Below are 26,988 nucleotides of genomic sequence, written 5' to 3'. Positions count from 1 at the left end.
GCGTCAGTCCCAGCGGCGTCAGTTCCAGATGTGGACGCGGGCGTCGGGCTCGAGGTAGAGCGCGTCGTCCCGGGTCACGCCGAAGGCGTCGTAGAACGCATCGATGTTGCGGATGACGCCGTTGCAGCGGAACTCCGGCGGCGAGTGCGGATCGATCGCGAGGCGGCGGATCGCCTCCGCGTCGCGGGACTTGGTGCGCCACACCTGCGCCCACCCGTAGAACACGCGCTGCACGCCGGTCAGTCCGTCGATCTCCGGTGCCGGCCGGCCGCCCAGGGACAGCTCGTAGGCCAGCAGGGCGATGGACAGGCCGCCGAGGTCGCCGATGTTCTCCCCGACGGTGAACGCGCCGTTGACGTGCTGGCCGCCCTCGAGCTGACGCGGCACGAACGCCTCGTACTGCTCGATGAGCGCCTTGGTGCGCACGCCGAATTCGGCGCGGTCGGCGTCGGTCCACCAGTCGACGAGGTTGCCGTCGCCGTCGTACTTGGCGCCCTGGTCGTCGAAGCCGTGCCCAATCTCGTGGCCGATGACGGCGCCGATCCCGCCGTAGTTGGCGGCGTCGTCGGCGTCGGCGTCGAAGAACGGCGGCTGCAGGATCGCGGCGGGGAAGACGATTTCGTTCATCCCCGGGTTGTAGTAGGCGTTGACGGTCTGCGGCGTCATGAACCACTCGTCGCGGTCCACCGGGCCGCCCAGCTTCGCCAGCTCCCGGTCGGTCTCGACCTCGTGGCCGCGGACGTAGTTGCCGTACAGGTCGGCGCGGTCGATCACCAGCGCCGAGTAGTCCCGCCAGCGTGCCGGGTAGCCGATCTTCGGGGTGAACTTGTCGAGCTTCTCCAGGGCGCGCTGCCGGGTCTCGGGGGTCATCCACGCGAGGTCGTCGATGCTGACCCGGTAGGCCTCCCGCAGGTTGGCCACCAGCTCGTCCATGCGCGCCTTGGCATTCGGCGGGAAGTGCCGCTCGACGTACAGCTTGCCGACGGCGTCGCCCATCAGCCCCTCGACCAGGGAGACGCCGCGCTTCCAGCGGTCCCGGATCTGCTCGGTGCCGCTGAGGGTGCGGCCGTAGAAGTCGAAGTTCTCCGCCACGACGGCGTCGCCGAGGATCGCCGCCCGGCCGTTGATGGCACGCCAGCGCAGCCACAGCTTCCAGTCGTCGACGTCCCGGCCGGCCCACAGCGCGGCGAACGCGGTGAGGTAGTCGGGCTGGCGCACGACGACCTCGGCCACCCGTTCCGGCGTCGTGCCCAGCGCGGTCACCCAGGAGGCCCAGTCGAAACCGGGCGCCTCGGACGCGAGGTCGTCGAAGCGGCGCAGGTTGTAGGTCAGGTCCGCGTCGCGGCGCTTGACGACGTCCCAGTGCGCGGCGGCCAGCTCGGTCTCCATGGATACGATGCGCTCGGCGGTCGCCTGCCACTCGCCCGGCTGCGGCTCGGCGCCGAACACCAGCCCGAACATGCGGGCGATGTGGCCGGGGTAGGCGGCGAGAATCTCGGCGTGCTGCGGGTCGCGGTAGTACGACTCGTCGGGCAGGCCCAACCCGGACTGCGAGAAGTGCAGCAGGTAGCGGGTCGAGTCCTTGGAGTCGGTGTCGACGTACACGCCGACGCCGCCACCGATCCCGGTGCGCTGGAAGGCGCCGAGCACGGTGGCCAGCGCGTCGTGGTCGACGGCGAGTTCCACGGCCGCCAGCTCGTCGAGCAGCGGTGTCGCGCCGGCGCGCTCGACGGCGTCGGAGTCCATGAAGCTGGCGAAGAGGTCGCCCACGCGCTGCTCGTCGGTGCCCGCGGCACCGCCGCTCGCCGCGGCCTCGTCGATCAGGGCCCGCACCTGCTCCTCGGCGCGGTCGGCCAGCAACCGGAAGGCACCGTCGGTGGCCCGGTCGGCGGGCATCTCGTACTCGGTCAGCCAGCGTCCGTTGACATGGCCGAACAGGTCGTCCTGGGGTCGCGCGGCATCGTCGACGTAGGAGAGGTCGATACCGGATCTGAGGGCGTCGAGAGTCACCCCGTCATCCTTCCAGAAGCCCACGGCGCGGTCAGTCCCCGCTGCTCAGGCGGGTAGCCTCTCGCCCATGCCCGACGAGGAACCCGACCGGCCCGGCGACGACGGCGGTGCCGGGGGCGGCGTGCTGAGCCGCTACGGCGTCGCCTCGGCGGTGCTGGGCGTCCTGGCGGTGGCCGCGGTGGTGCTCGGCTCCCTGGTGTGGTCGCAGCACCGCGACGAAATCGCCGAGCGCACCTACCAGACCGAGGTGCTGCAGACGGCCGCCGATTGGACGGGGGTGCTGGTCAACATGAACGCCGACACCATCGCCGACAACCTGCGGACGCTGCACGACGGCACCGTCGGCCAGCTCAACGCCGACTTCGAGGCGACCGTCGAACCGTTCCGGCAGCTGGTCGCCAAGCTGCAGTCGCGGACCACGGGGCAGGTCGAATCGGTGTCCATCGAGACGCTGCACCACGACCTGCCGGGGCAGAAGCCGGCGCCCGACCAGCCCGAGCTGTCCACCGTCGCGTCGCGAACCGACACCGTTCTGGTGGTCGCCACTTCGGTGAGCCAGAACGCCGGCGGCGCCCAGCCGCAGACCATGCGCTGGAATCTGCGGCTCGGCGTCTCCGACGTGGACGGCAAGCTGCTGATCTCCCGGCTGGAGACGCTGCGATGAGGGGCTCGATGCGAAACCGCCTGCGCGTCGCGCTGTTCGACGTCCTCGCGCCGCTGGCGGCGATCGGCGCGCTCGTCGTCATCGGCGCCGCGCTGGCGTGGCCGGTGTGGTGGGTGTCGGCGTGCTCGGTGCTGTGCCTGCTGATCGTGCAGGGCATGGTGGTCGACTTCGTCCTGTACCGCCGCGACGGCGTCACCGTCGGCACCGACGACGACGGGCCCGGGCTGCGGCTGGCCATCGTCGGACTCGCCACGGCCGCGCTGGCGGCCGCCGTGGTCGTCGGCTACACCCAGTGGACGGTGCCCGACCGGACACTGAACGCCGACGTCGACGAGGTGGTGGGCGTGGCGAGCAGCGTCGCGGAGGCGTCGGCGACGTTCACCCCGCAGGATCCCAACGCGTCGATCGACCGCGCGACCGGGCTGATGACACCGGAGCGCGCCCAGGCCTACCGCGACGAATTCAGCGCCGTCGCAAGGGAATTGACGAGCAAGAACATCTCCGGCCAGGCCGCCACCATTTCGGCGGGCGTCGAGGCGATCGGGCCGAGCGTGGCGAGCGTCGCGGTGGTGCTGCGGGGGACGCAGAACGCGCCCAACAAGCCGCCGGACGTGGCGGTGTACGCGCTGCGCATCACGCTGTCGAAGGACTCCGGCTCCTGGCGGGTGGTCGACGTGACGCCGATCAACGCCCGCTAGTTCGCGGGGAAGGGCCCCGCGAAGAAGGACTCAGCGCGGGGAGCGCTCGTCGTGGATCTTCGCGAAGCGGTCCGAGAGACGTCGCATCCGGATCATCATCGACGCGGCCGGGCAGTCCCTGCCCTCGAGGTACGTCGCGAACACCTCGGCGGACAACCCGATGCGCGACGCGAACTCCTGCTGACCCAGGCCCGAGCGCTCGAGCAGCAGCCGCACGTGGCGGGCGACCTCCGCGCACTCGTTGGCCTCGAGATGCGCGCGGGTGCGCACCAGCACCTCGGACAGCGCCTTGGACACCCCGTAGGGCGGCGCGGTCTCCAGCACCTCCTCGACCTGCCGGGCGGTCCGGCCGAAGGGGTCGCGCTTGATGGCGACGACGATGCGCTGCCACGTGGTGAGGTCGTCGTTCTCCAGCGCGGCGCGGATCGACGACGTGGGCCAGAACTCGACGGGCCGTTCCTCGGGGGCCTGGCGCGCTTCGGGGGCCTGGCGGGCGGCCCGCGGACGCGCGGCGGGAGAGTCGTTGCGCGTGTCCCGCGTGTCTGCGGACAACGTCACCTCGCCTCCTCCAGCATCGCCACTGCCACGGACAGGCAGCGCTCCTTCACGCGTTCCCAGTCGGCCGCCGCACCCTCGTCGGGCCCGTCCGCTCCGGCCACGTCCGGGTCGGCCGGTTGCGGGTCGGCGAGCCGCCGGACCAGCTGCGTGGCCACCGGGTGCCGTCGCGACCGTTGACCAGAGTAGTACCGGTCCATCCGGGCCAGCACTTCCGCCGCGGTCGGGGTCTCCATCGACTCGACCAGATCGGCGAACTCGCGGAAGTCCCGCGTGGTGTTCCTGGCCATCAGCAGGTAGCCCTTGAGCCGCAGCGTCTCGGCGCCGGTGGGGATCGACAGCCGGTCACCGGTCGGCAGCAGCACGTTGGTGGTCTCCATCGGCCGGCGCCGCTCGAGGACCGGGGCGTCGTCGCGGATCTCGGCGTCCCGTGCGGTCTGCAGCGCGTCCAGCGCGACGGCCAGTCGGCCGCGCCACATCGTCACGGGATGCACCGTGGCCGGCGCCGGCCGCCGCCCGGTCGCGGCCCCGGACCCGATGCGCGCGGTGAACCGCCCGCCCGCGCGCGCGGGCAGCCGGACGGTCTGAGCGCCGGTGGCGGTACGGGCCTGCGCGCCGGTGGCCGCGCGGGCCTGTTTGCCGGTAGCCGTGCCGGACGCCGAAGCGACCACCAGCGGCTCGTCCCCGCCACGCACCCGACCGCCGACCATCGGCCCGCAGCCGCTGAAGGCGAGCGGGTCGGCGACGGTGATGGTCTGCGGCGCCAGGTTCTTCAGCTTGGCGGCCGACTTCACCACGGTCCGGATGTCGCTGCCGGACGGGCCCAGCTCGGAAATGTCCTCGGGGATGATCACGAGGTCGCCGACGTCGACCTTGGGCAGCGGCTTCTCGAAGTCCACCGACGGCAGGATGCGGTCCAACCAGCGCGGCAGCCACCAGTTCCACTCGGCGAACATCGCCATCAGCGCGGGCACCAGGACCAGGCGCACCACGGTGGCGTCCACCGCGATCGCCACCGCGCACGCGACGCCGAGCTGCGCCACCAGCGGCATGCCGGCGAAGGCGAACCCGACGAACACCGCGATCATGATCAGCGCGGCGCTGGTGATGGTCCGCGCGCTGGTGCTCACGCCGTAGGCGACGGCGTCGCGGGTGTTCTGCGTTTTGACGAAGCGCTCCCGGATGCGGGTCAGCAGGAAGATCTCGTAGTCCATCGAGAGCCCGAACGTCATCGCCAGCACCAGCGGCGGAATGGTGCTGTCGAGCGACGAGAGTTGCTCGAAGCCCAGCGACTCGAACCAGCCCCACTCGAAGACGATTACCAGGCTGCCGTAGGCCGCTGCGACCGACAGCACCGTCATGAGCACGCCCTTGAAGGCGAGGAACACCGACCGGATCGAGATCAGCAGCATGACGAACGCGATGAGCGCGACGAACACGAACACCAGGGGCTGGCTAGCCGACACCCGGTCGTCGAAGTCCTTCAGCAGCGCGGTGGGGCCGCCGACGTCGACGGTCGCCCGGTCCCCGGCCGCGGCGGGCAGGTTCGCGCGCAGCCAGTCGATGGTGGTGCGCGCCTCCGGGTCCTCCGGGTCGATGGACAGGACCACCGACATCAGCGCGCTGCGGTTGTCGTCACCGAACACCGGCGGCGTCACGGTGGCGACGTTGGGCGCCTCGGTGATGCGGCGTTCGACGGCGGCCAGGACGGGCGCGTTGTCCGACTGGTTGGCGGTGCGGTCGTCGAACGACACCAGCACCTTGAGCGGTCCCAGAGCGCCGGGACCCAGCGCCTCGGCCGCCGCGCTCACCCCGCCGCGAATCTCGTGCGTGGGCTCGAACTGGCGCAGCAGGCTGTTGCCCAGCGTCATCGCGAACGCCGGTGCGGCCAGCACCAGCAGGCAGGTGGCTGCGGCGATCGCCGAGATCCACGGCCGGCGCATCACCCAGGTCACCCACCGCGTCCAGAACCGCGACTGCGTGGTGTCCGGCCGCCGCGACAGGTGCAGGTAGGTCGACCGTTTGGCGGCCGCCTTGCCGAACGTGCGCAGCACGGCCGGGGTGAGCGTGGTCGACGTCAGCACCGCGATGGCGACGGCGAGGATCGCGCCGGTCGCCATCGACGTCAGCACCGGCGTGTTGATGAGGTAGATGCCGGTCATCGACGCGATGACGGTCAACCCGGACAGCAATACCGCAAGCCCCGACGTGCCCATCGCCGCGTCGGCGGCCTGCTCGCGGTCGCGCCCGGAGCGCAGTTCCTCGCGGAAGCGCATGAGGATGAACAGCGAGTAGTCGACGGCCAGCGCGATGCCAAACATCGACACCGTCGACGTCACGAAGATCGACATCGACGTGACCATCGACAGCAGGAAGACCAGCCCCATGGTCACGGCGACCGTGCACACGCCGAGCAGCAGCGGCAGCGCCGCGGCCGCCAGCGAGCCGAACACCGCGAGCAGCACGATCATGACGATCGGCAGGTTCCACTTCTCGGCCTGCGCGACGTCGTGCTTGGTGGCCTCGCCGGCCGCGGCGCTCAGCGCGCCCTGGCCGATGACGTACAGCCGGACCTTGCCGTCGGCGAACTCACCGGGCTGGTCGCCCTCGACGCCGATGCCCTTGCGGAGTTCCTTGGCGATGTCGGTGCTGCCGCTGTCGAAGCCGGTCTGCAGCGTGACGACGTAGGGCCGGTCCGGCTGCGGCGGTGGCTGCTGCGGGTTGGGCACGATCTTCACGCGCGGCTCGGTGGCGGCGATGCGCTCGAGTTCGGCGACCGCGGACGTCATGTCGGCGTACGACGCGTCGGCGCGCGGCGCGGCCACCAGCGCCAGCGGCGAGGCGCCCTGGTCGGGGAAGTGGTCCTGGATCTGGTACTCGACGTTCAGCGACTGCGAGCCCGCGACCTCGAAACCGCCGCCGGTGAGGTTGCCGGACTGGGAGAGCGCCAGATACACCGACGGCACCAGCAGCAGCAGCCAGGCAGCGAAGACCGCCCAGCGGTATCTGCGCAGCGAGCCGCTGAAGCGCATCATGAGCTGCTGGATGACGAACCTCGGCCTTCTCCCCGGTGTTTCGTAGTCAGGAGCGTACCGCAGCGTCGGGTAGGGTGACCGGCCCGCGCGCGGCGGCGGCGCCCGGACGGCGCGACCTGCGAATTTGCTGGACGGATTGGGCGGGCGGCGTCCCCGGATGGCAGTATGGGCCGCGGCGGCCCCGGGTCGGGACCACGCAACGCCGCCGACGACATGGGTTCGACCTGCCAGACGGTGGTGACGGGCCCGAGAGGAGTTCTGATGGCCAGCACCACCGGGCGTGCGCGCCGAGGCCTGTTCGGCGTGTTCGCTGTGACCGCGGCGGGCGGTGCCGCGGTCGCCGCGCTCGCCCTGCCCGCCGGGCCCGGCGCGCCGTCGGCCACCGCGGCTGCGGACCCGTGCGCGGCCAGCGAGATCGCCAAGACGATCGGTTCGGTGGCCAACTCGACGGCCAGCTACCTGGATGCCCACCCCGAGACCAACACGGCGCTGACCACCATCTCCCAGCAGCAGGCGGGTCCGCAGTCACTGGGCGCGCTGAAGACCTACTTCGACGCCAACCCGCAGGTCGCCAAGGACATGCAGGCGCTGCAGGCGCCGCTGGTCGGGCTTGGCAGCCGGTGCAAGCTGCCGATCTCGCCGTCGCAGCTGATGGGCCTCGCCCAGGCCGCCCAGTCGCAGGGCGGTGGCGCGCTGGCGGGAACCTCCCCGGCCGCTTTGCCAGGAACGGCGTCCGCCGCGCAGAACGCCGGCGTGCCGGGCACCTCCGGGCCGCTGCTGCAGTCGCCTGCGGCCGTCGCGCGGCAGGGCGCCGGCCCGCTTCCCGGCCCGGCGCCCACCACCGCGGGCTGATCGACGGCCGGTCCGCCGCGGCGCCGTGGCCCCGGGGGAGGACTCGTGACCTGCGATTCCCCGCTTTCTAGCGGGTGATTGACGGCAAGCTGAGAAAGTCGTGCCGGATTCTGCTTAGCTTCTCGGTGGCGGTAACCGCCCGCGGTTACGGCGTCTCGGTATTCGACGAAGGAGCTTGACCATGGTGCTCTCGGCCCGTGCTGGGCGACGTGCGGTAGCTGGCGCGCTGGGCGCCGGCGCGATCGCCGGCGCGACGCTGTTCGGTGCGATCCCCTCCGCGCTCGCGGACGATCCGGCGCAGAACCCGCCCAACTGCACCGCCGCCGACCTGGCCGGCGTCGCCTCGGGCGTGTCGGCGTCGACGTCGGCCTACCTGTTCACCCACCCGGACGTGAACTACTTCTTCACCAGCCTCGAGGGCCTGCCGCGCGACGAGGTGCGCACCCAGGTCACCGACTACCTGAACGCCAACCCCCAGACCAAGGCCGAGCTGACCGGTATCCGGCAGCCGCTGGTCGACCTGAAGGATCGCTGCGGTTCGGCACCGGCGCCCGCGATTCCGTAGTCCCCGTGCCGTTGCGGCAGGGGGCACCTCCACAGCGGGGGGACGACACCGGTAGCGATCCCGGCATCGACACCGGCACCGCCATCGACACGAGGACCGACACCGGCAGGGAGCCGTCCGATCACGCGGACGGCTCCGGCCGGATGGTCCTGATGGTCGACGACGATCCCGACGTGCGGACGTCGGTGTCGCGCGGCCTGCGGCACTCCGGGTTCGACGTCCGCGTGGCGTCGAACGGCAAGGAGGCGCTGCGGCTGCTCTCGACCGAGAAGCACGACGCGCTGGTGCTCGACGTGCAGATGCCCGAACTCGACGGCGTCGCGGTCGTGACGGCGCTGCGCGCGCTGGGCAACGACATCCCGATCTGCGTGCTCTCGGCGCGCGACACCGTCAACGACCGCATCGCCGGCCTGGAGGCCGGCGCGGACGACTACCTCACCAAGCCCTTCGACCTCGGCGAGCTGGTCGCCCGGCTGCATGCGCTGCTGCGGCGCTCGGGGCACTCCGATCCCGGGTCGGACACCATGACGGTCGGGCCGCTGACCATCGACACCGCACGCCGGCTGGTCTTCGTCGGCGGTGAGCGCGCCGATCTGACCAAGCGCGAATTCGACCTGCTGGCCGTCCTCGCCGAGAACGCCGGGGTGGTGCTCTCCCGGCAGCGGCTGCTCGAGCTGGTCTGGGGCTACGACTTCGACGTCGACACCAACGTCGCCGACGTGTTCATCAGCTACCTGCGCCGCAAGCTGGAGCGCGAGGGGCAGCCCCGCGTGATCCACACCGTGCGGGGCATCGGGTACGTCCTGCGCGACGAACCCTGACCGGCGTGCACCTTCCGCGCTTCCTCCGGTCGGCATCGCTGCGCACCCGCGTGGCGCTGGCGTCGGCGGCCGCCGCGTCGGCCGTCGTGGCCGTCTTCACCGTGCTGACGTCGGTGGTCCTCGCGAACAACGATGCGGCACAACTGGATCGGCGGCTCGACTCCATCGTCGACGCCAGCATGTACCCCGAGCAGCTCAGCGACCCGTCGCGCGGTGTGCTCACCACCGGCCGGTCCCGCACGACGGGGCAGGTGGTGTTCCAGCGCGGCTTCCAGCTGCCGCGGTTGACGCCCGGCACGGACACCGTCGAGGTCAACGGCATCGAGTACCGCGTGCGCACCATCCCGATGGAGCAGCAGGGCGGGGTGCTGATGTCGGTGGGCATTCGCGCGGACAGCATTCTGCTGTCCCGCGCGCGGATCCCGCTGTACAGCGCGGTCGGGGTGGTCACGGTGCTCATCGCCGCCGGCCTGGGGTGGCTGCTGGCCGGCCCCGCCATCCGGCCCCTTCGCCGGCTCACCGCCCAGACCCTGCGGCTGGGCAAGGGCGGCGCGGAGAAGATCGAGGCGGTCAAGGGCGTCCGCGAGGCCGAGGACCTCTCCGACGCCATGGTCGACATGCTCAGCCGGCTGGCCGCCGCCCAGCAGGCGACCACCAACAGCCTGCAGGCCGCACAGGACTTCGCCGCCAACGCCGCCCACGAACTGCGCACGCCGCTCACGGCGATGCGCGCCGACCTCGACACGCTGCGGATCCACGATCTGCCCGCCGAGGAGCGCGACGAGGTGGTGGCCGACCTGTCCCGCGCGCAGCGCCGCGTGGAGGCCATCATCACCGCCCTCGGCCACCTCGCCTCGGGTCAGCTGGCGCAGGTCGAGGACCGCGAACTCATCGACGTCGCGGACATGCTGGAGCGGGTCGCGCGGGAGAACCTGCACTCCGGCGACGTGGATATCGTCGTGGAGGCCGACGACGTCGGCGTGGTGTGGGGCTGGCCCGGCGGGCTGCGGCTGGCGGTCGACAACCTGGTCCGCAACGCCGTCACTCACGGCGCGGCGACCCGGATCGTGCTGCACGCCAGCCGGGGAGCCGACGCCGGGGCGCCCGAGACGTTGACCATCGTCGTCGACGACAACGGCCGCGGGCTGCCCGCCGAGGAGCACGAGGCGGTGCTGGGCCGGTTCGCGCGCGGCAGCACGGCCGCCGTCGGCGGCTCCGGGCTGGGGCTGGCGCTGGTCGCGCAGCAGGCCCAGTTGCACGGCGGCACCATCGCGCTGGCCGACGGGCCGCTCGGTGGCCTGCGCGCGACGCTCGTCATCTCCACCGAGCAGTCGCCGGACGTCGACGTCGCGGCGGCCGAGGACCAGGTCAGCGCCGAGCCCGGACCGCTGCGACGCCGCGCCACCCGAGTAGCAGAACTGCGGTCACGACGGAGGCGACCACCACGAAGCTGACCGCCGTGCCCGCCGACGTCGCCTTGCGCAGCAGCATGCCGACGACCACGGTGGCCACCCACACCGCGAGGCCGGTCGGCGTGAGTGCGGTCGGACGGCGCCAGCCGCGGACGGCCACCCAGCCGACCGCGGTGCCGGCGAGGAACGGCCACGCCGTCTCCAGCACTCCGGCGACGGTGAGCCCCTCGGCATGACTGCGTCGCCCGACGGCGGCGAAGACCACCACCGCCGCGAGGTCGGCCAACAGCGCGAGCGCGGCCGTGCGCGGCGTCGCGCTCCCCGGCTCAGTCGAGCGCATAGGTCATCACGTCCAGACTCAGCGGGCTGACGTTCGTCTCGTCGCGGGCGACGACGCCGGGGGCGAGCGCGGCGGGTCTGCCCTGCATCAGGGCGTCCAGTTCGGCCATCGAGGCCACCCTCTCGTCGAGCCGGAACGCGTCGAACGCGAACGGCAGTCCGTCGGCCCGCAGCGGATCGGGGCCGTCCATCACGTGGAAGTGCAGGTGCGGCGCGTCGGTGTTGCCGGTGTTGCCGAGGTTGCCGAGCACCTGGCCGGCGTTGAGCTGGTCGCCCGGCCGGACGGCCACCGAGCCGGTCTTCAGGTGCGCGTAGAACGCGTAGTTGCCGTTGCCCAGGTCCTGGACGACGTGGTTGCCGCCGTAGTCCTCCAGCGGCAGGCCGGTGGGTGACCGCCCGGGGACCTGTTCGGGAAGGCCGTCGCGCACCGACACCACCGGTCCGTCGGCGACGGCATGCACGTCGGCCCCGAAGTAGGGGTAGGACGCGAGGTTCGCCGGATCGCCGCGCAGCAGCGTGCCGTCGGGGGCGAGCCGAACGTAGTCGATGGCGTAGCGCTCGGCGGCCCACAGGCTGCCGTTGAGCGGGTTGAGCGCCATCCGGTGGGCGGTCATGTCGCAGCAGCTCTCGCCGTCGAGCCACCGCGGTCCGTCCAGGGGTGGCGCGATGATCGCCGGCGCGTGCTCCGACACGGCCACCTCGCCGACGTCCATCGTCATGGTCGCGGGCAGCAGCGGCGGGCGCGGTGAACTGAGCGCCACGGTGATCCGGTGCGAAAGTCGTTGCGGCACAGCCGGACTGCTGCCCTCTGCGCCGTCGACGACGACGTCGAGCCACACCACGCCGCTCTGCGCGACGCCGAACCGGGTGGTGGGCACCGCACCCGCGCCGAGCAGGCGGGTGCGCGCGGCCAGCGCGTCGCCGGACAACTCCAGCAGCGTGCGGTCGCCGGCGGTGACGGCCACCGAGCGCACGTCGAGGTCCTGGCCGACCGCGTTGGTCAGCCGCAGCTCGTAGGCCAGGTGCACCTTGCCATCGGTGGCGGCCACGGGCACCGGTGGTGCCAGCACCTCCGCGAGCAGCGGGGTGAGCGCCGCCGGCCGGGCGTCCGCGCCCTGGGACGTCGTCGACGTGGTGGCCGGGGTGTCATTGCTGGATCCCGAGCACCCCATGGCCAGCAGCGCGAGGAGGGCGACGGCGCCGCGCACCGGGGATCTCATGCCGCGATCCTAGGGCTACGGATCGTCGCGGGTCTCGGCGTCGTACACCGGATCCTGGCGCACCGGATCCTGGCGTACCGGGTCCGGCCGCAGCGGCGGGTCGGCGGCGTCCTGCGGATCGGCGTCCCCGTCGAGCGCGGCGTCGGGGTCGACGTCCTTCTCGGTGCGGAACATGAAGAAGAAGATGACCCAACCGATGGCGGAGATGAAGATCCAGCTGACCAGGCGGTAGATGAGCATCGCGGAGATCGCCGATGCCAGGGTCATGCCGCTCGACACCAGCCCCGGGACCAGGACCGCCTCGACGACCAGCAGCCCGCCGGGCATCAGCGGGATGGCCCCGACGGCGCGGGCCGCGGCGTAGGCGACGGTCAACCCGGCCAGCGACGGGTGACCGCCGGCCGCGTAGGCGGCGAACGCCAGGCACGCCACGTCGGCGACCCAGTTGAACAGCGACCAGCCGAACGCCGTGCCCAGCGCGCGGCGGCCGAGGCTCACCGACTCCAGCTGTTCGAGCAGCTCCCGCCACTTGGCCAACCCGGTGTCGGCCGGCTTGTTGCGCACCGAGTTGACCCAGGACAGCACGCGCACGCCGATGCCGTCGATCTGCTGCGGGTTGGCCGCCACCGACTGGGCCAGCACCAGCAGCGCCACGAAGCCGCCGAGCGTGAAGATCAGGGACAGCGGGTTCTTGCTGGCGCCGAGCAGGAACGCACCACCGAGGCCCAGCAGCGCCAGGCCGACGGCCTGCAGCACGCCCGACATGACCAGCTGCCAGGACGCGATGACCGGCGTCGCGCCCCACATCCGCTGCTGCCGGTAGATGAACGTCGCCGAGAGCACCGGGCCGCCGGGCATCGTGGTCGACAGCGCATTGCCCGCGTAGAAGGCGGCCTCCGAGCGCCACTGCCGCACGCGCACGCCGGCCGAGCGCAGCAGCGTGCGCTGGATCTGGGCGAAGCTGTGCATCGAGGCCATCGCTGCCACGACGGCGGCCAGCACCCAGCCGGGGTCGGCGGTCAGCAGGCTGCGCCACGCCTTGGCCAGCTGGTCCCACACCAGAACGATCTCGACGGTCAGGACGATGACGGCGACCGCGATGATCGCCCAGCGCAGCCACCAGTACTTGCCGCGCGGGCGGTCCTCTCGACGGGCGTCGCCGGCCGGCACGTCGTGCGACACGCATTCAGGGTAAACGGCGCACCAGGCCGCACCGAGGATCTCCGGTCGCGGCGTACCGAGTCGTTACGCTACCGCCATGTCAGGGCCCCAGGACGTCCTCACCGGAGCCGACGCCGCCGTGCATCCCCTGGTCCGCAAGACCGCCGCCTGGTCGTGGCGCCTGCTGGTGATCTTCGCGGCGCTGCTGGCGGTGCTGTGGCTGGTGGTGCACCTCGAGGTGATCGTGGTGCCGGTGCTGCTGGCCACCATGGTCGCCGCGCTGCTGCTGCCGGTGGTCGACCTGCTCGACGTCCGCGGGTGCAACCGCGGCGCCGCGGTCGCGCTGGTGCTGCTCACCGCCATCGTCGTCGTCGGGGGTCTGCTGACGTTCGTGGTCAGCCAGTTCATCGAGGGCGCCCCGGCGCTGGTCGAGCAGGTCGCGCGCAGCATCACCGGCGCGCGGCAGTCGCTCGAGGCGGGCGTCTTCTCGCACTTCACCAACGAGCAGATCAAGAGCGCCAGCGACGCGGCCATCGACGCGTTGAAGAACAACCAGGCGAAGCTCACCAGCGGCGCGTTCTCCACGGCCGGCACCATCGCCGAGATCGTCACCGGCGCCCTGCTGATGTTCTTCACGCTGATCTTCCTGCTGCACGGCGGCCGCAACATCTTCGGCTTCCTGACCCGGGCATTCCCGGCAACCGTCCGCGACCGGGTGCGCGACGCCGGCCGCTCGGGCTTCCACTCGCTGATCGGCTACGTGCGAGCGACGTTCCTGGTGGCGCTCGTCGACGCCGCCGGCATCGGGACGGGGCTCGCCATCATGGGCATTCCGCTCGCGTTGCCGCTGGCGTCACTGGTGTTCCTCGGCGCGTTCATCCCGCTCGTCGGTGCGGTCCTGACCGGCGGGCTGGCCGTGATCGTGGCGTTGATCGCCAAGGGCTGGGTGTACGCGCTGATCACGCTGGGCCTGATCATCGCGGTGCAGCAGCTCGAGGCGCACGTGCTGCAGCCGCTGGTGATGGGCCGTGCGGTGTCGATCCACCCGCTGGCGGTCGTGCTCGCGATCGCGGCTGGCGGCGTCCTCGCGGGCATCATCGGCGCGCTGCTCGCCGTGCCGATCGTCGCGTTCTGCAACAGCGCCGTCCGGGTGCTCATCGCCGACGACCCGGCCGCCGAGCAGGCGACCCTCGCCGCCGCGGACGGTCCACCCATCGCGGCCACCGCCGACGCCCCGGCCCCCGACGCCCCTGCGCCGAACTAGCGCGTAGCGTCGTTCCGCGCGCTGCTCAGCGACGTGACGCGGCGACGCGTCGGCGGGCAGCCCGAAGACCAGCGCGGCACGACCACCCGGCGGGGTGACTACATGCGGCCTTCGCGACGCAGCAGGTCGGCGGCACTGACACCGCCGCCGCGGCGCTTGCGCTCCTCCTCGGCGGCCTCGCGGGTGTCGATCTTCTCGGTCGCATCGGCGTCCTGCGGCTGCGCGCGGAAGGCCGTCGTCGGCTCCTCCTGCACGGCACGCGGGCGCTGCTCGGGCATCGCGCGGGTCGGCTCGGCCGACGGCTGCGCCGGGGCGCCGCCGCGCAACTCGCCCAGCCACGACTCGATCTCGCGGTTGCCGGTCCGGGGCGCCTCGCCCCGCCGCGGGGGCGCGGGCACGGGACCCCGGGGTGCGGCACCGCCACGGGCGGGCTCGGTGCGCGGCGCGGTGAAGCGCGTGGTCGGCGCCTCACCCGACGGGCTGGCCGCAGTGGGTGCGCCCGCCGGAGCCGCCCCTGCCGACGGCGCGCCGGCCGGAGTGGGGATGCGGGTGGTGCCTGCCGCCGAGGGCTGGCTGACCCGCTGCGGGGGAGCGGGCGGTCGCGCGCCACCGCCGTTGGGACCGGACGGCCCATTCGGGCCGGCGGGGCCGGGCGGCAGACCGGGCCGCGGCGCGGCGGAACCGCCCTCGGGGTGGCCCGGATCGTGCGGCGGCCGCGGACGCACCGGGGCACCCGCGCCGACCAGCGCAGCCGCATCCTCCTGCTCGCGCACGGCGGGACGCTTGCGCTCGTCGGGCAGCTCGGTCTCGCCGAGGCCCAGCCGCTCCTGGATGCGCTTCATCCAGCGCGGCGCCCACCAGCAGTCGTCGCCCAGCAGCTTCATCACCGCGGGCACCAGGAACATGCGGATGATCGTCGCGTCCAGCAGCAGCGCGATGAGCAGGCCGAAGGCCAGGTACTTCATCATCACCAGGTCGGAGAAGACGAACGCGCCGGCGACCACTGCGAGGATCAGCGCCGCACCGGTGATCAGGCGGCCGGTCGTTGCCGTGCCGACGCGGATGGCCTCGGCCGTGGACAGTCCGCGCTCGCGGGCCTCCACCATGCGCGAGACCAGGAAGACCTCGTAGTCGGTGGACAGGCCCCAGATGACGGCGATGATGAGGCCGATCATCGGCGCCATCAGCGGCTGCGGCGTGTAGTTCATCAGCCCGGCCCCGTGGCCGTCGACGAACATCCACGTCAGCACGCCCATCGTGGAGCCGAGCGTCAGCGCGCTCATCAGCGCGGCCTTGATCGGCAGCACCACCGACCCGAACGCCAGGAACATCAGGATCGTCGTGGTGGCGATCAGGACCACGACCATCATCGGCAGCCGGTCGAAGAGGCTGTGGATGCTGTCCTGCTCCAGGGCGGGCGTGCCGCCCACGGCGATCGAGAGTCCGCGCGGCGGCACGATGGCCCGCAGCTCCTCGATCTTCTTGGCGGCGTCGTTGCGGTTGACCAGACCGTTCTGGATCACCTTGACCGACGGCGACTCCGAGCCGCCGTCCTGCACGCTGCGCGGCTGCCACATCTTCGACGGGTCGTTGTCCGGTTCGATGAAGCCGGGGATGGTGAGCGCCTTGTTGCGGACCTCGGCGACCTGCTGGTCGGTGACGGGGTCGCCGTTGTCGCTCTCGATGACCAGCGTCAACGGTTCGGTGCGGAAGCCGGGGAACGTCTTGTCGAAGGTCTCCTGCGCGACGCGCACGGAGTTGTCCGGCGGCAGGTACTTCTCGCTGATGCCGCCGAGCGCCAGCGCGCCGAGCGGGATGATCAGCACGATCATGCCGATGATGATCGGCGCGGCGAACGCGATGGGACGCTTCATCACCTTGTTGACGAGCTTGCCCCAGAAGCCCTTCTCGACCTCGGCGCGCGTCTTGGTCTTCTGCGTCTTGTCGGTGAGCCAGTGCAGCCACCACACGATCGGCCTGCGGGCGAGCGGGACGGCGCGGGCCAGCGCGAGGCCGAAGATGACGACGGACACGAAGATGACGATGCCGAGCAGCAGCCAGAAGACGCCGGGGCCGATGACGTCGGCCTGCTTCAGCGCGATCGCGCCGTAGCCGAGGCCGCCGAGCAGCGTGACGTAGCCCAGGATCAGGCCGATGAGCGCGGGCTTGGCGCCCTGCTCTCCGGTCTGCTTGATCCGGGTGCGGGCGATGTGGCCGAACGCGATGCCCACCGGCGGCAGCAGGACGCCCAGCGGGATGGACGGCAGCGCCAGCGGATGGGTCTTGGTGTTGGCCGGGTCGGAGTGGATGGGGTCCGGCTCGGCGAACTTGATCAGCATGCGCACGCCGACGGAGTCGACGTTGCGGCCCAGGATGCTCAGCGCGGCGGGCAGCACGGTCACCGAGAGGATCGACGCGAGCATGACCGACGCGATGATCGCGTAGGTGATCGACTTGAGGAAGCCCTGCGGGAACAGCAGCAGTGGCACCGACGACGCCACCAGGATCACCGCGGAGAACATGATGGTGCGGCCCGACGTCATCACCGCGCGGCGCACGGCGGCCTCGGTGTCGTAGCCCTCGGCGATCTCCTCGCGGAATCGGCTCACCATGAACAGGCCGTAGTCGATCGCGATGCCGAGGCCCATCAGGGTGACCACCGGCTGGGCGAAGAAGTGCACCGGCATGAACTCGGCGAACAGCCGCATGATGCCGAGCGCGCCGGCGATCGTCAGACCGCCGATGATGCCGGGCAGCGCGGCGGCGACGACGCCGCCGAACACGAAGAACAGCACGACGCAGACCAGCGGGATGGCGGCCACCTCGGCGCGCTTCTGGTCCTCGCCGATGGTGCCGGTCAGTTCACTGGCGAGCGGGTTGAGGCCCGCGAGCTGGATGTCGCCGTCGTTGACCTCGCGCAGCTGCGGTTCGATCGCCTGGTAGTTCTTCAGGATCTCGTCGTCGCTGTCGCCCTTGAGCGGGATGCTGACGAAGGTCTTGGACAGGTCCTCGGTCTTCATCTGCTGGACGGTCTCGCTGGCCGCGGTCGGTGCGCGCAACCAGCCGACCCAGCTGACGACCCGGTCGGGGTTGTCGCTGACCAGCTTGTTCAGCTCGTCGACGGTCTGTTTCATCCACGCCGGGTCGTCGACCTTCTTGCCGTCCGGCGGCGTCAGGATGGCGACGACGTGGCTGGTGCGGTCGCGCCCGTAGGCTTCGTCCGCCGCCAGCGACGCGTGCACCGACTGGCTGCCCTCGTCGTAGAAACCACTCTGCGTGACGTGCTGTCCGAGGCTGATCCCGTACACGCCGCCACCAAGGCACAGTGCGACCATGATTCCGATCACTGCGAATCGGAATCGGTACACCGTTCGACCCCACCAGGCGAACACGTTCAACTCCTCTGTCGTCTTCTCACGTTTGTCGGCCTCCGCTGTCGATTCGTCACACGCGCGAGGTCAGCAGTGCGGACAGCGGCCGGAAGGGCTGCAACCATGCCCCCTGCTCGGGCAGCGAATCGAGGCCGATTCGCGGTAGCGGCTCCCTGAAGACATTGGGAATGTCCTCGAGGTCGACGAACTCCAAGGTATCCGACGCTAACGCCCAACTGGCATGTTCGCGAAATCCCAGGACGTGCACGCCGACGCCGCCGCGGGCGATCTCCTCCAGCGGCTGTCGGAACGCCTGACCGTCGGCGGAGGCGACGTAGAGGGCCGCCAACCCCTCGCTGCGTCGCAGCGCGATGTGGTCCAGCATGTCGGCGTCGACGTCGCTGTCGTCCTCGATCTTCGGCTTCGCGAATACCGCGAAGCCGACGTTGCGCAGCGCCTCCACCCACGGCCGCACGACCTCGGCGCTGCCCGGGGCGATGTTGGTGAAGACGGTGGCCTCCGGCTCCAGCGCCACCCGGTCGTCGTCCCGGGCGGCCGAGAGGTCGGCGGTCTGGTGCAGCAGCCAGCGGCCCAGCGCGTCGAAGCGTGGCCGGTGGGCGGCGGTGGGGCGGCCGCCGAGGATGGCTCCGAGGCCCATGTCGAGGTTGGGCGCATCCCAGACGAGCAGGACCCGCTGCGGACCGCCCGTCGCGGGCGCCGCGTCGGCGACCTCCACGTCCTCGGTGAGGCTCACGACCGCTTCTCCCACAGGAACTCGGTGATCGCGCTGCCGGCGCGCAGCCCTCTGGCCTCGTACTTGGTCTCCGGGCGGCGCACCGACATCGGGACGTCCCCGGCCGCGATGCGGGCGGGGTCCACCCGGCTCAGCCGCGCCTCGGCGTCGCCGACGTCGGCGATCCACTCGGCGTAGCCGGCGTGGTCGGTGGCGGCGTGCAGCACGCCGCCGACCTGCAGTCGGTCGGCGATCAGCGCGAACGTCGGCGCCTGCAGCAGGCGGCGCTTGTGGTGCCGCGCCTTGGGCCACGGGTCGGGGAAGAAGACTCGCACGCCGGTCAGCGTGTCGGGCGCGATCATGTGCTCGAGGACGTCGACGCCGTCGCCGCGGATGAAGCGCACGTTGGTGAGGCCCTCGCGGTCGACGCCGCCGAGCAGCTGAGCCAGCCCCTTGCGGTAGACCTCGACGGCCAGGACGTCGAGGTGGGGTTCGGCGATGGCCATCGCGAGCGTCGAGATGCCGGCTCCGCAGCCGATCTCCAGCACCACCGGCGCGCGGCGACCGAACCACGAGGCGGTGTCGAGCGGTCCGTGCGGGGTGCCGTCGGTGTCGCGGGCCTGCGTGCCCAGTTCGGGCCAGCGCCGGTCCCAGGTCTGCTGCTGGCGGTCCGACAGCGTCGACCGCCGGGAGCGGAAGCTGGTCACGCGCGGGTAGGGGTGCGCGGGGGCGGCGGCGTCGGGGGCCGCGTCCTCGCGCTGGGCATGCATCGGTCCATCGTCGCTCATCGCGGTCCGGGTACCCGCATCGTGGGACGGATTGATGCGAAATAGATGCCTGCCTTCCCTTGCATCGCGAGGAAAGAGGCGTACGGCGGGTCCGTGCGCCGGTGCGACGATGGCCGGGTGGAGTCGCGGACCGGCAGCGGCGCCGACGCCCTGCTGGTGCGTCACGGGGTGGCGCAGAGCCGCGTGCACCGCGGACAGTGGTGGCGCGCGGAGTGCGCGGTCGCGCTGGACCGGTGGCGCCGGGCGGCCGCCGACACCGGACGACGCGGCGCCGAGCAATTCGAGTTCCGGGTGCGCCGCGACGCCGCGCACCTGGTGGAACGCATCGCTGAGGAGCTGACGGCCGACGCCGCACGGCTCTCGGACCGATGGGGGGCGCCGCTCCCGCGTCCGGCGCCCGACGATCCGCCGGTCGGCCCGGTCCCGCCCCCGGTGCTGCGCCGCCCACCGCTGGAGACGGCGCTGCTGGCGGTCATCGGTCTGGGTTTCGCGCTCGGGGTCGCCTTGGGGGCCGGCCGGTTGCTGTCCGACGTCGGCGTGCCCGGGCTGCTGGCCGGTGGGGCGGTGGGGGTCCTGACGGCGCTGTGGCTGGTCTTCGCGCGGGGGCTGCTGCACACCCGGGCGGTGCTCGACCGGTGGGCGGCCGAGGTGGCGGCGACGGTTCGCTCGCACGGTGACGCCGTCATCGTCAGCCGGTCCGCGGCGCTGGAGGTGGACCTGCTCGTCGCGCTGCGGAGGCGAACTCGCGAGTAACATGACCTGCGTATTCGCACGTGCGCGTCAGTTCTGGACATCTGAATCGTTCCTGTGAGGGATCGGACATGATCCTGATTAACCGCGGGTATGTCACGCGGGTTAACCTCGATCAATCGATGACCGCGACGGCGTGCAGGAGACTCCGATGACCTCAGCGACCATTCCCGGATTGGACACGGCACCCACCAAGCACGAAGGGCTGCTGGCCTGGGTTCGCGAGGTCGCCGAGCTGACCCAACCGGAGCGCGTCGTGTTCGCCGACGGCTCGCAGGAGGAGTACGACCGCCTCGCCGAGCACCTCGTCGCCGCGGGCACCTTCCAGAAGCTCAACGAGGAGAAGCAGCCGAACTCCTACCTGGCGCTCTCGGACCCGTCGGACGTGGCGCGCGTCGAGTCGCGCACGTTCATCTGCAGTCAGCGCGAGGAGGACGCGGGTCCGACCAACAACTGGATGGACCCGGCCGAGATGCGCGGCATCATGACCGACCTGTACCGCGGCTGCATGCGCGGCCGCACGATGTGGGTGGTGCCGTTCTGCATGGGTCCGCTGGACGCGGAGGACCCGAAGCTGGGCGTCGAGATCACCGACTCGGAGTACGTGGTCGTCTCGATGCGCACGATGACGCGGATGGGCGCCAGCGCGCTCGACAAGATCGGCGACGACGGCTTCTTCGTCAAGGCGCTGCACTCGATCGGTGCGCCGCTCGACGAGGGCCAGGCGGACGTCCCGTGGCCGTGCAACGACACGAAGTACATCACCCACTTCCCGGAGACCCGCGAGATCTGGAGCTTCGGCTCGGGGTACGGCGGCAACGCGCTGCTGGGGAAGAAGTGCTACTCGCTGCGCATCGCCTCGGCCATGGCGCACGACGAGGGCTGGCTCGCCGAACACATGCTGATCCTCAAGCTGATCTCGCCGGAGAACAAGGCCTACTACGTGGCCGCGGCGTTCCCGTCGGCGTGCGGCAAGACCAACCTCGCGATGCTGCAGCCCACCATTCCGGGCTGGCGGGCCGAGACCGTCGGTGACGACATCGCGTGGATGCGGTTCGGCAAGGACGGCCGGCTGTACGCCACCAACCCCGAGTTCGGCTTCTTCGGCGTGGCGCCCGGCACCAACTGGGACTCGAACCCGAACGCGATGAAGACGATCGCCGCCGGCAACACCGTCTTCACCAACGTGGCGAAGACCGACGACGGCGACGTGTGGTGGGAGGGTCTGGAGGGCGACCCCGACCACCTGATCGACTGGAAGGGCAACGACTGGTACCGCGAGTCGGAGGACAAGGCGGCGCACCCGAACTCGCGCTACTGCACCCCGATCTCGCAGTGCCCGACGCTGGCGCCGGAGTGGGACGACCCGCAGGGCGTGCCGATCTCGGCGATCCTGTTCGGTGGCCGCCGCAAGACGACGGTGCCGCTGATCACCGAGGCCCGCGACTGGCAGCACGGCGTGTTCATCGGCGCCACCCTCGGGTCCGAGCAGACCGCGGCCGCGGAGGGCAAGGTCGGCACCGTGCGGCGTGACCCGATGGCCATGCTGCCGTTCCTCGGCTACAACGTCGGCGACTACTTTCAGCACTGGATCAACATCGGCAAGCAGGCCGACGAGTCGCAGCTGCCGAAGGTGTTCTTCGTCAACTGGTTCCGCCGCGGCGACGACGGCCGCTTCCTGTGGCCGGGCTTCGGGGAGAACAGCCGCGTGCTGAAGTGGGCGGTGGAGCGCATCGAGCACCAGGCCGACGGCAAGAGCACCCCGATCGGCATCGTGCCGCGCGCCGAGGACCTCGACCTGTCCGGCCTGGACGTCGACGCCGCGGACGTGGACGAGGCGCTCGCAGTGAACCCCGAGGAGTGGCGCAGCGAGCTGCCGCTGATCGAGGAGTGGTTCGAGTTCGTCGGCGAGAAGCTGCCGACCGGCATCAAGGACGAGTTCGACGCGCTGAAGACCCGGCTGGCTGAGGCGAAGTGACGATGCGGGCCCCCCAGGGCCCGAGGAGGAACCCGCTCGACGGGTGAGGCGGAGTGACGATGCGGGCCCCCCAGGGCCCGAGGAGGAACCCGCTCGACGGGTGAGGCGGAGTAGTCGTAGACGCGCGGGCCCCCCGCGGCCCGCGCGTCAGTCCTTGCCGATGAGCCGGTGGTAGAGGCCCTTCGAGCCGCGGAGCAGCCGGCTGCCCGAGTGGGCGTCCTTGTAGTGCACCATCAGCGTGACGCGCCGCGTGCCCACCGGGCACGGCAGCGTCGCGTGGTACGACCGGTAGCCGGAGAACACGTAGGCACTGCCGGGTTCCAGCGGCACCACGGTGGCGGGCTGCGCTGGTGAGTGGCGACGCCGGTAGACGTCGCTCTGCATGACCATCTTCTCGACGATGTTGGTGAGCACGAACCGCCGGAACGGCCGCCGGTTGGGGTAGAGCACCAGCTCTCCGGATTCGCCGGGTGCGGCCACCGGGATGTCGATCGGGAAGACGACGGTCAGGACCGTGGCGTCGTAGTGGAACCACAGCGGGCCGTCGTGCTGGTCGGGTCCGTTGACGACGCGCAACGACACGTCGACGTGCCGGTCGTCCGGATCGGCGGCGGGGTGCAGGCGGGTGGCGACGCCCTCGAGGAAGTCGGTCAGCGCGCGGTCGGTGAGCACCGCGTCGATGGCATCGCCGTCGGCCGCGGTCAGGCCCTCGAGGAGCACCTCCTGTGCACCGGGGCGGTTGACGGCCGTGGCGAGGTCGTGGGCGGCGCGCAGCCAGGGCCGGTCGACGGCGTCGGTGAGCCGGGCGTAGCCGGCGTCGGCGATCCGTGCGGCGACGCGGTCCTCGGCGCCCTGCAGGTCGGCGGACACGGCGTGCCGACGATCGGTCGACGTCACGGTCATGGCGGGCACCCCTGTCACTCGGTTACCAGTGAGTATTAACCAAAACCGTGTGCGCAACAAGTCCTATGGGATCAGTAAAGTCTTTCAACTGCATAAACCGTGTTGTGAGGCGGATATCGCAATGGCTTTTGACGTTGCTGCAACGCAGCTGCCACAACGCGTGACACACACTGGTGAAGCGCACTCTTGACGCGCGTCAAGTTTTTCGGGCGTCGGCGTCCGCGCCGGTGAGGGCCCGTCGTACAGTCAGGTCATGCAGATCCGCGACACCGCCGCCGCCACTCCCGACAAGCCCGCCGTCGTGATGCATCCGTCGGGTGCGGTCGTCACCTTCGGGCAACTGGAAGCCCGCGCCAATCAACTGGCGCACCACTTCCGCGCCGCGGGTCTGGTGGAGGGTGACGCGGTCGCGATCCTCATGGAGAACAACCCGCACATGCACGCCGTCATGTGGGCGGCGCGGCGGTCGGGCCTGTACTACGTGCCGATCAACACCCACCTGACCGCGGCCGAGGCGGCGTACATCATCGACAACAGCGCGGCCAAGGCCATCGTCGGGTCGGCCGCGCTGACCAAGACGCTGGAGAACCTCGCCGAGCACCTGCCGAACGGTCTGCCCGCGGTGCTGCTGATCGCCGACGGCGACCTCGACGGCTGGCAGCGCTACCCGGAGGCCGTCACCGGACATCCCGAGACCCCGATCGACGACGAGATCGAAGGCGACCTGCTGCAGTACTCGTCGGGGACCACCGGCCGGCCGAAGGGCATCAAGCGCGCGCTGCCGCACGTGCCGCCGTCGGAGTCGCCCGGCCTGATGGCCGCGCTCATCGGGTTCTGGATGCACCCCGACGCGGTGTACCTCAGCCCCGCGCCGCTGTACCACACGGCGCCGTCGGTGTGGTCGATGCAGGTGCAGGCCGCCGGCATCACCACCGTCGTGCTGGACAAGTTCGACGCCGAGGGCACCCTGGAGGCGATTCAGCGGCACCGGGTTACGCACGGCCAGTTCGTGCCCGTCATGTTCACCCGGATGCTGAAACTGCCGCAATCCGTGCGGGATTCGTACGACGTGTCGAGCCTGGAGCGGGTCATGCACGCCGCCGCCCCGTGCCCGGTGGAGATCAAGAAGCAGATGATCGACTGGTGGGGCCCGATCATCGACGAGTACTACGCCTCCTCTGAGGCGCACGGTTCTACGCTGATCACCGCCGAGGAGTGGCTCACCCACCCCGGCTCCGTCGGCCGCTCGATGGCGGGCCCGGTGCACATCCTCGACGAGAACGGCAACGAGCTACCGCCGGGCGAACCCGGCGAGATCTACTTCGAGGGCGGCTTCGACTTCGAGTACCTCAACGACCCGGACAAGACCGCCTCGTCCCGCGACGCCCGCGGCTGGAAGACGGTGGGCGACATCGGGTACGTGGACGACGAGGGCTACCTGTACCTCACCGACCGCCGGCACCACATGATCATCTCCGGCGGCGTGAACATCTATCCGCAGGAGGCGGAGAACATGCTCGTCACCCATCCCCGGGTGATGGACGCCGCGGTGTTCGGCATCCCGGACGACGAGATGGGGCAGAGCGTCAAGGCCGTCGTACAGCCGGTGGATCCGGCCGACGCCACCGAGGAGTTCGCCGCCGAGCTGACCGCCTGGCTGCGCGACCGGCTCACCCACTACAAGTGCCCCCGCTCGATCTCCTTCGAGCCGCAGCTGCCGCGCACCGACACCGGCAAGCTGTACAAGCAGGAGTTGATCAAGAAGTACTCGTGATCCACCTCAGCGTCGCCGACGGGACGCTCGTCGCCGCGGCCACCGCCGAGGACGCCACCTTCTCGCTGGCCGAGCAGCCGAGCGAGGATCGGCGCGTGGTCACCGTGCCGTCGGTCGAGGCGACGCTGACGCTGCTGCGCGAGCGCGTCGCCCGGTGGCCGCACGCCGCGGCGGTCTGCGACGACGTGCTGCGCGCGGTCGACCCGGCGGCGCCGGCGTTCGGCGGCGTGGTCACCGAATCGCTGGCCTACTCGACGTTGCAGGCCGGTCCCGAGTTCGCCCGCTGGCTGGCCGAGCGCGGCCCGGCGTCGGCGCCGGTCGAACCGGACCCCGTCGTCGCCGACCGCGACGGCGGCACGCTGCACGTCCGGTTCAACCGTCCGGCCCGGCACAACGCCTTCTCGACGCCGGCGCGCGCGGCGCTGTTGGAGGCGCTCGAGGTCGCGCGCGTCGACCCGTCGGTCACCGAGGTGGTGCTCTCCGGCAACGGCCGATCCTTCTGCAGCGGAGGCGATCTCGCGGAGTTCGGCAGCTTCACCGACCCGGCCTCGGCGCACCTCGCACGCACCCGGCACTCACCGGCGCTGGTCCTCGACGAGATCGCCGCCCGCCTCGGCCCCGCCTGCCGCGCCGAGGTGCACGGTCAGGTGCTCGGCAGCGGCCTGGAGATGGCGGCGTTCTGCGGTCACGTCACCTGCCTAGCCGACGCCACGCTCGGGCTGCCCGAACTCGCGCTGGGCCTGCTGCCGGGCGCCGGTGGCACGGTGAGCATCACCCGCCGGATCGGCCGGTGGCGCACCGCCTACCTGGTGCTCAGCGGAGCGACGATCGACGCCGCCACCGCGCTCGCCTGGGGCCTCGTCGACGCCGTCACCTAGCGATTCACGAGCGCTCGCGTTCGCTCAGCGATCGAAACCGCTCGTGAATCCCGGCTAGAGGCCGCCGCGGGACACCAGTTGGGCGGCGATGACGTTGCGCTGGATCTCGTTGGTGCCCTCGCCGACGATCATCAGCGGGGCGTCGCGGAAGTACCGCTCGACGTCGTACTCGGTGGAGTAGCCGTAGCCGCCGTGGATGCGGACGGCGTTGAGCGCGATCTCCATCGCCGTCTCCGACGCGAACAGCTTCGCCATGCCGGCCTCCATGTCGGCGCGCTCACCGCTGTCGTAGCGGTCGGCGGCGTAGAGCACCAGCTGCCGGGCCGCGGTCAGCTTGGTCGCCATGTCGGCGAGGTAGTGGCCGACGGCCTGGTGCTTCCAGATCGGCTGTCCGAAGCTCTCCCGGTCCTGGGCGTAGGCGAGCGCGTCCTCCAGCGCGGCCGTCGCGACCCCGAGCGCGCGCGAGGCCACCTGAATGCGGCCCGTTTCGAGGCCCTTCATCATCTGCGCGAAACCGTGCCCCGGCTCGCCCCCGAGGATCGCCGTGACGGGCGCGCGGTAGCCGTCGAAGGACAGCTCGCAGGACTCGACGCCCTTGTAGCCGAGCTTCGGCAGGTCGCGCGAGACCTCCAGTCCGGGACCGTGTTCGGCGAGCACGATCGAGATGCCGCGGTGCTTCGGCGTCGCCGCCGGATCGGTCTTGCACAGCAGCGCGATCAGCCCGGACCGCCGGGCGTTGGAGATCCACGTCTTCGCGCCGGTGATCACCAGCTCGTCGCCGTCGGCGCGCGCGACGGTGATCATGTTCTGCAGGTCCGAACCGCCGCCCGGCTCGGTCAGCGCCATGGTCGCGCGCAGCTCGCCGGTGGCCATCGGCGGCAGGTACCGCTGCTTCTGGTCCTCGGTGCCGTACAGGTCGAGCAGTTTGGCCACCACGGTGTGCCCGCCCATGGCGCCGGCGAGGCTCATCCAGCCGCGGGCCAGCTCCTGGGTGACCAGCGCGTAGCACCGCGTCGAGACCGGCGAGCCGCCGTAGGACTCCGGGACCGCGAGACCGTAGATGCCGATGTGCTTCATCTGCTCGATCCACGCCTCGGGATAGGCGTTGGCGTGTTCGACCTCGCGCACCGTGGGTTTCACGTCGCGGTCGATGAAGGCGCGGACGGTGTCGACGAGCATGGCCTCGTCGTCGTCGAGTGAGTTCATGGGTACCGACA

General features: G+C 71.2%; 22 protein-coding genes. 11 read left to right on the top strand and 11 right to left on the bottom strand.

Annotated elements, in window-relative coordinates; all coding sequences use genetic code 11:
- Positions 1-18: 18 nt before the first annotated feature.
- Positions 19-2,010, bottom strand: coding sequence for a M13 family metallopeptidase (locus FZ046_RS05820; protein WP_070352755.1), 1,992 nt, complete (start codon positions 2,008-2,010; stop codon positions 19-21).
- Between the two features lie 67 nt (positions 2,011-2,077).
- Between FZ046_RS05820 and FZ046_RS05815 the strand changes: the two genes are divergently transcribed.
- Positions 2,078-2,674 (top strand): hypothetical protein, encoded by a 597-nt coding sequence (locus tag FZ046_RS05815; protein ID WP_070352738.1) that lies wholly within the window; start codon positions 2,078-2,080, stop codon positions 2,672-2,674.
- 8 nt (positions 2,675-2,682) lie between these two features.
- Positions 2,683-3,372 carry a hypothetical protein gene (locus FZ046_RS05810; protein ID WP_070352739.1) on the top strand — a complete coding sequence of 230 codons (690 nt, stop codon included), beginning with the start codon at positions 2,683-2,685 and terminating at the stop codon, positions 3,370-3,372.
- Positions 3,373-3,402: 30 nt separating this feature from the next.
- Here FZ046_RS05810 and FZ046_RS05805 read toward each other — a convergent pair whose 3' ends face one another.
- Both FZ046_RS05805 and FZ046_RS05800 read right to left on the bottom strand, forming a co-directional pair.
- A complete protein-coding gene (locus FZ046_RS05805; RefSeq protein ID WP_070352740.1) occupies positions 3,403-3,930 on the bottom strand; it encodes a transcriptional regulator in 528 nt (175 codons plus the stop codon).
- Positions 3,927-6,962 (bottom strand): MMPL family transporter, encoded by a 3,036-nt coding sequence (locus tag FZ046_RS05800; protein ID WP_070352741.1) that lies wholly within the window; start codon positions 6,960-6,962, stop codon positions 3,927-3,929. Before FZ046_RS05800 ends, FZ046_RS05805 begins: the two co-directional genes overlap by 4 nt.
- Positions 6,963-7,223: 261 nt before the next feature.
- On the opposite strand from FZ046_RS05800, the gene FZ046_RS05795 reads away from it, so the two are divergent.
- From FZ046_RS05795 to FZ046_RS05780, 4 genes are all read left to right on the top strand, one after another.
- Complete coding sequence (locus tag FZ046_RS05795) at positions 7,224-7,814, top strand: hemophore (protein ID WP_149484212.1); 591 nt, start codon at positions 7,224-7,226, stop codon at positions 7,812-7,814.
- A gap of 181 nt (positions 7,815-7,995) precedes the next feature.
- On the top strand, positions 7,996-8,379 hold the full coding sequence (locus FZ046_RS05790; RefSeq protein WP_070356349.1) for a heme-binding protein: 384 nt from the start codon (positions 7,996-7,998) through the stop codon (positions 8,377-8,379).
- A 143-nt stretch (positions 8,380-8,522) separates the two neighbouring features.
- Positions 8,523-9,200: a response regulator transcription factor gene (locus FZ046_RS05785; RefSeq protein WP_170292492.1), complete on the top strand. Its 678-nt coding sequence runs from the start codon at positions 8,523-8,525 to the stop codon at positions 9,198-9,200.
- A gap of 5 nt (positions 9,201-9,205) precedes the next feature.
- On the top strand, positions 9,206-10,654 hold the full coding sequence (locus FZ046_RS05780) for a sensor histidine kinase (protein WP_083298628.1): 1,449 nt from the start codon (positions 9,206-9,208) through the stop codon (positions 10,652-10,654).
- Here FZ046_RS05780 and FZ046_RS05775 read toward each other — a convergent pair.
- From FZ046_RS05775 to FZ046_RS05765, 3 genes are read right to left on the bottom strand one after another with little or no spacing between them, the layout of a single operon-like run.
- Positions 10,569-10,952, bottom strand: coding sequence for a DUF3054 domain-containing protein (locus FZ046_RS05775; RefSeq protein ID WP_070356350.1), 384 nt, complete (start codon positions 10,950-10,952; stop codon positions 10,569-10,571). The genes FZ046_RS05780 and FZ046_RS05775 overlap by 86 nt on opposite strands.
- Positions 10,939-12,171, bottom strand: a complete 1,233-nt coding sequence (locus FZ046_RS05770) for a M23 family metallopeptidase (RefSeq protein ID WP_070356351.1) — start codon at positions 12,169-12,171, stop codon at positions 10,939-10,941. The genes FZ046_RS05775 and FZ046_RS05770 overlap by 14 nt, the downstream gene beginning before the upstream one ends.
- Positions 12,172-12,186: 15 nt before the next feature.
- Positions 12,187-13,353: a lysylphosphatidylglycerol synthase transmembrane domain-containing protein gene (locus FZ046_RS05765; protein WP_083298629.1), complete on the bottom strand. Its 1,167-nt coding sequence runs from the start codon at positions 13,351-13,353 to the stop codon at positions 12,187-12,189.
- A gap of 76 nt (positions 13,354-13,429) precedes the next feature.
- Here FZ046_RS05765 and FZ046_RS05760 point away from each other — a divergent pair, with 76 nt between their 5' ends.
- Positions 13,430-14,596 (top strand): AI-2E family transporter, encoded by a 1,167-nt coding sequence (locus FZ046_RS05760; RefSeq protein WP_070356352.1) that lies wholly within the window; start codon positions 13,430-13,432, stop codon positions 14,594-14,596.
- A gap of 98 nt (positions 14,597-14,694) precedes the next feature.
- Here the strand turns inward: FZ046_RS05760 and FZ046_RS05755 are convergent, their stop codons facing one another.
- From FZ046_RS05755 to trmB, 3 genes are read right to left on the bottom strand one after another with little or no spacing between them, the layout of a single operon-like run.
- Positions 14,695-17,988: an MMPL family transporter gene (locus FZ046_RS05755; RefSeq protein ID WP_149484211.1), complete on the bottom strand. Its 3,294-nt coding sequence runs from the start codon at positions 17,986-17,988 to the stop codon at positions 14,695-14,697.
- Between the two features lie 52 nt (positions 17,989-18,040).
- Positions 18,041-18,721: an NYN domain-containing protein gene (locus FZ046_RS05750; protein WP_070356177.1), complete on the bottom strand. Its 681-nt coding sequence runs from the start codon at positions 18,719-18,721 to the stop codon at positions 18,041-18,043.
- Entirely contained in the window at positions 18,718-19,488 is a 771-nt protein-coding gene (trmB, locus tag FZ046_RS05745; protein WP_070356178.1) for a tRNA (guanosine(46)-N7)-methyltransferase TrmB, read from the bottom strand. The genes FZ046_RS05750 and trmB overlap by 4 nt, the downstream gene beginning before the upstream one ends.
- Before the next feature lie 117 nt (positions 19,489-19,605).
- On the opposite strand from trmB, the gene FZ046_RS05740 reads away from it, so the two are divergent.
- Positions 19,606-20,241 (top strand): hypothetical protein, encoded by a 636-nt coding sequence (locus FZ046_RS05740; protein WP_070356179.1) that lies wholly within the window; start codon positions 19,606-19,608, stop codon positions 20,239-20,241.
- A 148-nt stretch (positions 20,242-20,389) separates the two neighbouring features.
- On the top strand, positions 20,390-22,216 hold the full coding sequence (locus FZ046_RS05735; RefSeq protein ID WP_070356180.1) for a phosphoenolpyruvate carboxykinase (GTP): 1,827 nt from the start codon (positions 20,390-20,392) through the stop codon (positions 22,214-22,216).
- 147 nt (positions 22,217-22,363) lie between these two features.
- Here the strand turns inward: FZ046_RS05735 and FZ046_RS05730 are convergent, their stop codons facing one another.
- Complete coding sequence (locus tag FZ046_RS05730) at positions 22,364-23,119, bottom strand: hypothetical protein (protein ID WP_070356181.1); 756 nt, start codon at positions 23,117-23,119, stop codon at positions 22,364-22,366.
- Positions 23,120-23,372: 253 nt separating this feature from the next.
- Here FZ046_RS05730 and fadD4 point away from each other — a divergent pair, with 253 nt between their 5' ends.
- Positions 23,373-24,893, top strand: a complete 1,521-nt coding sequence (gene fadD4, locus FZ046_RS05725) for a fatty-acid--CoA ligase FadD4 (RefSeq protein ID WP_070356182.1) — start codon at positions 23,373-23,375, stop codon at positions 24,891-24,893.
- Positions 24,893-25,771: an enoyl-CoA hydratase/isomerase family protein gene (locus FZ046_RS05720; protein ID WP_407664468.1), complete on the top strand. Its 879-nt coding sequence runs from the start codon at positions 24,893-24,895 to the stop codon at positions 25,769-25,771. Before fadD4 ends, FZ046_RS05720 begins: the two co-directional genes overlap by 1 nt.
- A gap of 54 nt (positions 25,772-25,825) precedes the next feature.
- Here the strand turns inward: FZ046_RS05720 and FZ046_RS05715 are convergent, their stop codons facing one another.
- A complete protein-coding gene (locus FZ046_RS05715; RefSeq protein ID WP_070356184.1) occupies positions 25,826-26,977 on the bottom strand; it encodes an acyl-CoA dehydrogenase family protein in 1,152 nt (383 codons plus the stop codon).
- Positions 26,978-26,988 lie beyond the last annotated feature (11 nt).

Source organism: Mycolicibacterium grossiae (genome assembly GCF_008329645.1).
Classification (GTDB): Bacteria; Actinomycetota; Actinomycetes; order Mycobacteriales; family Mycobacteriaceae; genus Mycobacterium; species Mycobacterium grossiae.
The sequence above is the reverse complement of the archived record's forward strand: the minus strand, read 5'-3'. Positions and strand labels throughout refer to the sequence as shown.

Bases quoted from the DNA above. Each gene is read 5' to 3' on its own strand.
- FZ046_RS05815 (WP_070352738.1), top strand. From the start codon at position 2,078: ATGCCCGACGAGGAACCCGACCGGCCCGGCGACGACGGCGGTGCCGGG.
- FZ046_RS05810 (WP_070352739.1), top strand. From the start codon at position 2,683: ATGCGAAACCGCCTGCGCGTCGCGCTGTTCGACGTCCTCGCGCCGCTG.
- FZ046_RS05800 (WP_070352741.1), bottom strand. From the start codon at position 6,962: ATGATGCGCTTCAGCGGCTCGCTGCGCAGATACCGCTGGGCGGTCTTC.
- FZ046_RS05795 (WP_149484212.1), top strand. From the start codon at position 7,224: ATGGCCAGCACCACCGGGCGTGCGCGCCGAGGCCTGTTCGGCGTGTTC.
- FZ046_RS05790 (WP_070356349.1), top strand. From the start codon at position 7,996: ATGGTGCTCTCGGCCCGTGCTGGGCGACGTGCGGTAGCTGGCGCGCTG.
- FZ046_RS05785 (WP_170292492.1), top strand. From the start codon at position 8,523: ATGGTCCTGATGGTCGACGACGATCCCGACGTGCGGACGTCGGTGTCG.
- FZ046_RS05775 (WP_070356350.1), bottom strand. From the start codon at position 10,952: ATGCGCTCGACTGAGCCGGGGAGCGCGACGCCGCGCACGGCCGCGCTC.
- FZ046_RS05770 (WP_070356351.1), bottom strand. From the start codon at position 12,171: ATGAGATCCCCGGTGCGCGGCGCCGTCGCCCTCCTCGCGCTGCTGGCC.
- FZ046_RS05760 (WP_070356352.1), top strand. From the start codon at position 13,430: ATGTCAGGGCCCCAGGACGTCCTCACCGGAGCCGACGCCGCCGTGCAT.
- trmB (WP_070356178.1), bottom strand. From the start codon at position 19,488: ATGAGCGACGATGGACCGATGCATGCCCAGCGCGAGGACGCGGCCCCC.
- FZ046_RS05735 (WP_070356180.1), top strand. From the start codon at position 20,390: ATGACCTCAGCGACCATTCCCGGATTGGACACGGCACCCACCAAGCAC.
- FZ046_RS05730 (WP_070356181.1), bottom strand. From the start codon at position 23,119: ATGACCGTGACGTCGACCGATCGTCGGCACGCCGTGTCCGCCGACCTG.
- fadD4 (WP_070356182.1), top strand. From the start codon at position 23,373: ATGCAGATCCGCGACACCGCCGCCGCCACTCCCGACAAGCCCGCCGTC.
- FZ046_RS05715 (WP_070356184.1), bottom strand. From the start codon at position 26,977: ATGAACTCACTCGACGACGACGAGGCCATGCTCGTCGACACCGTCCGC.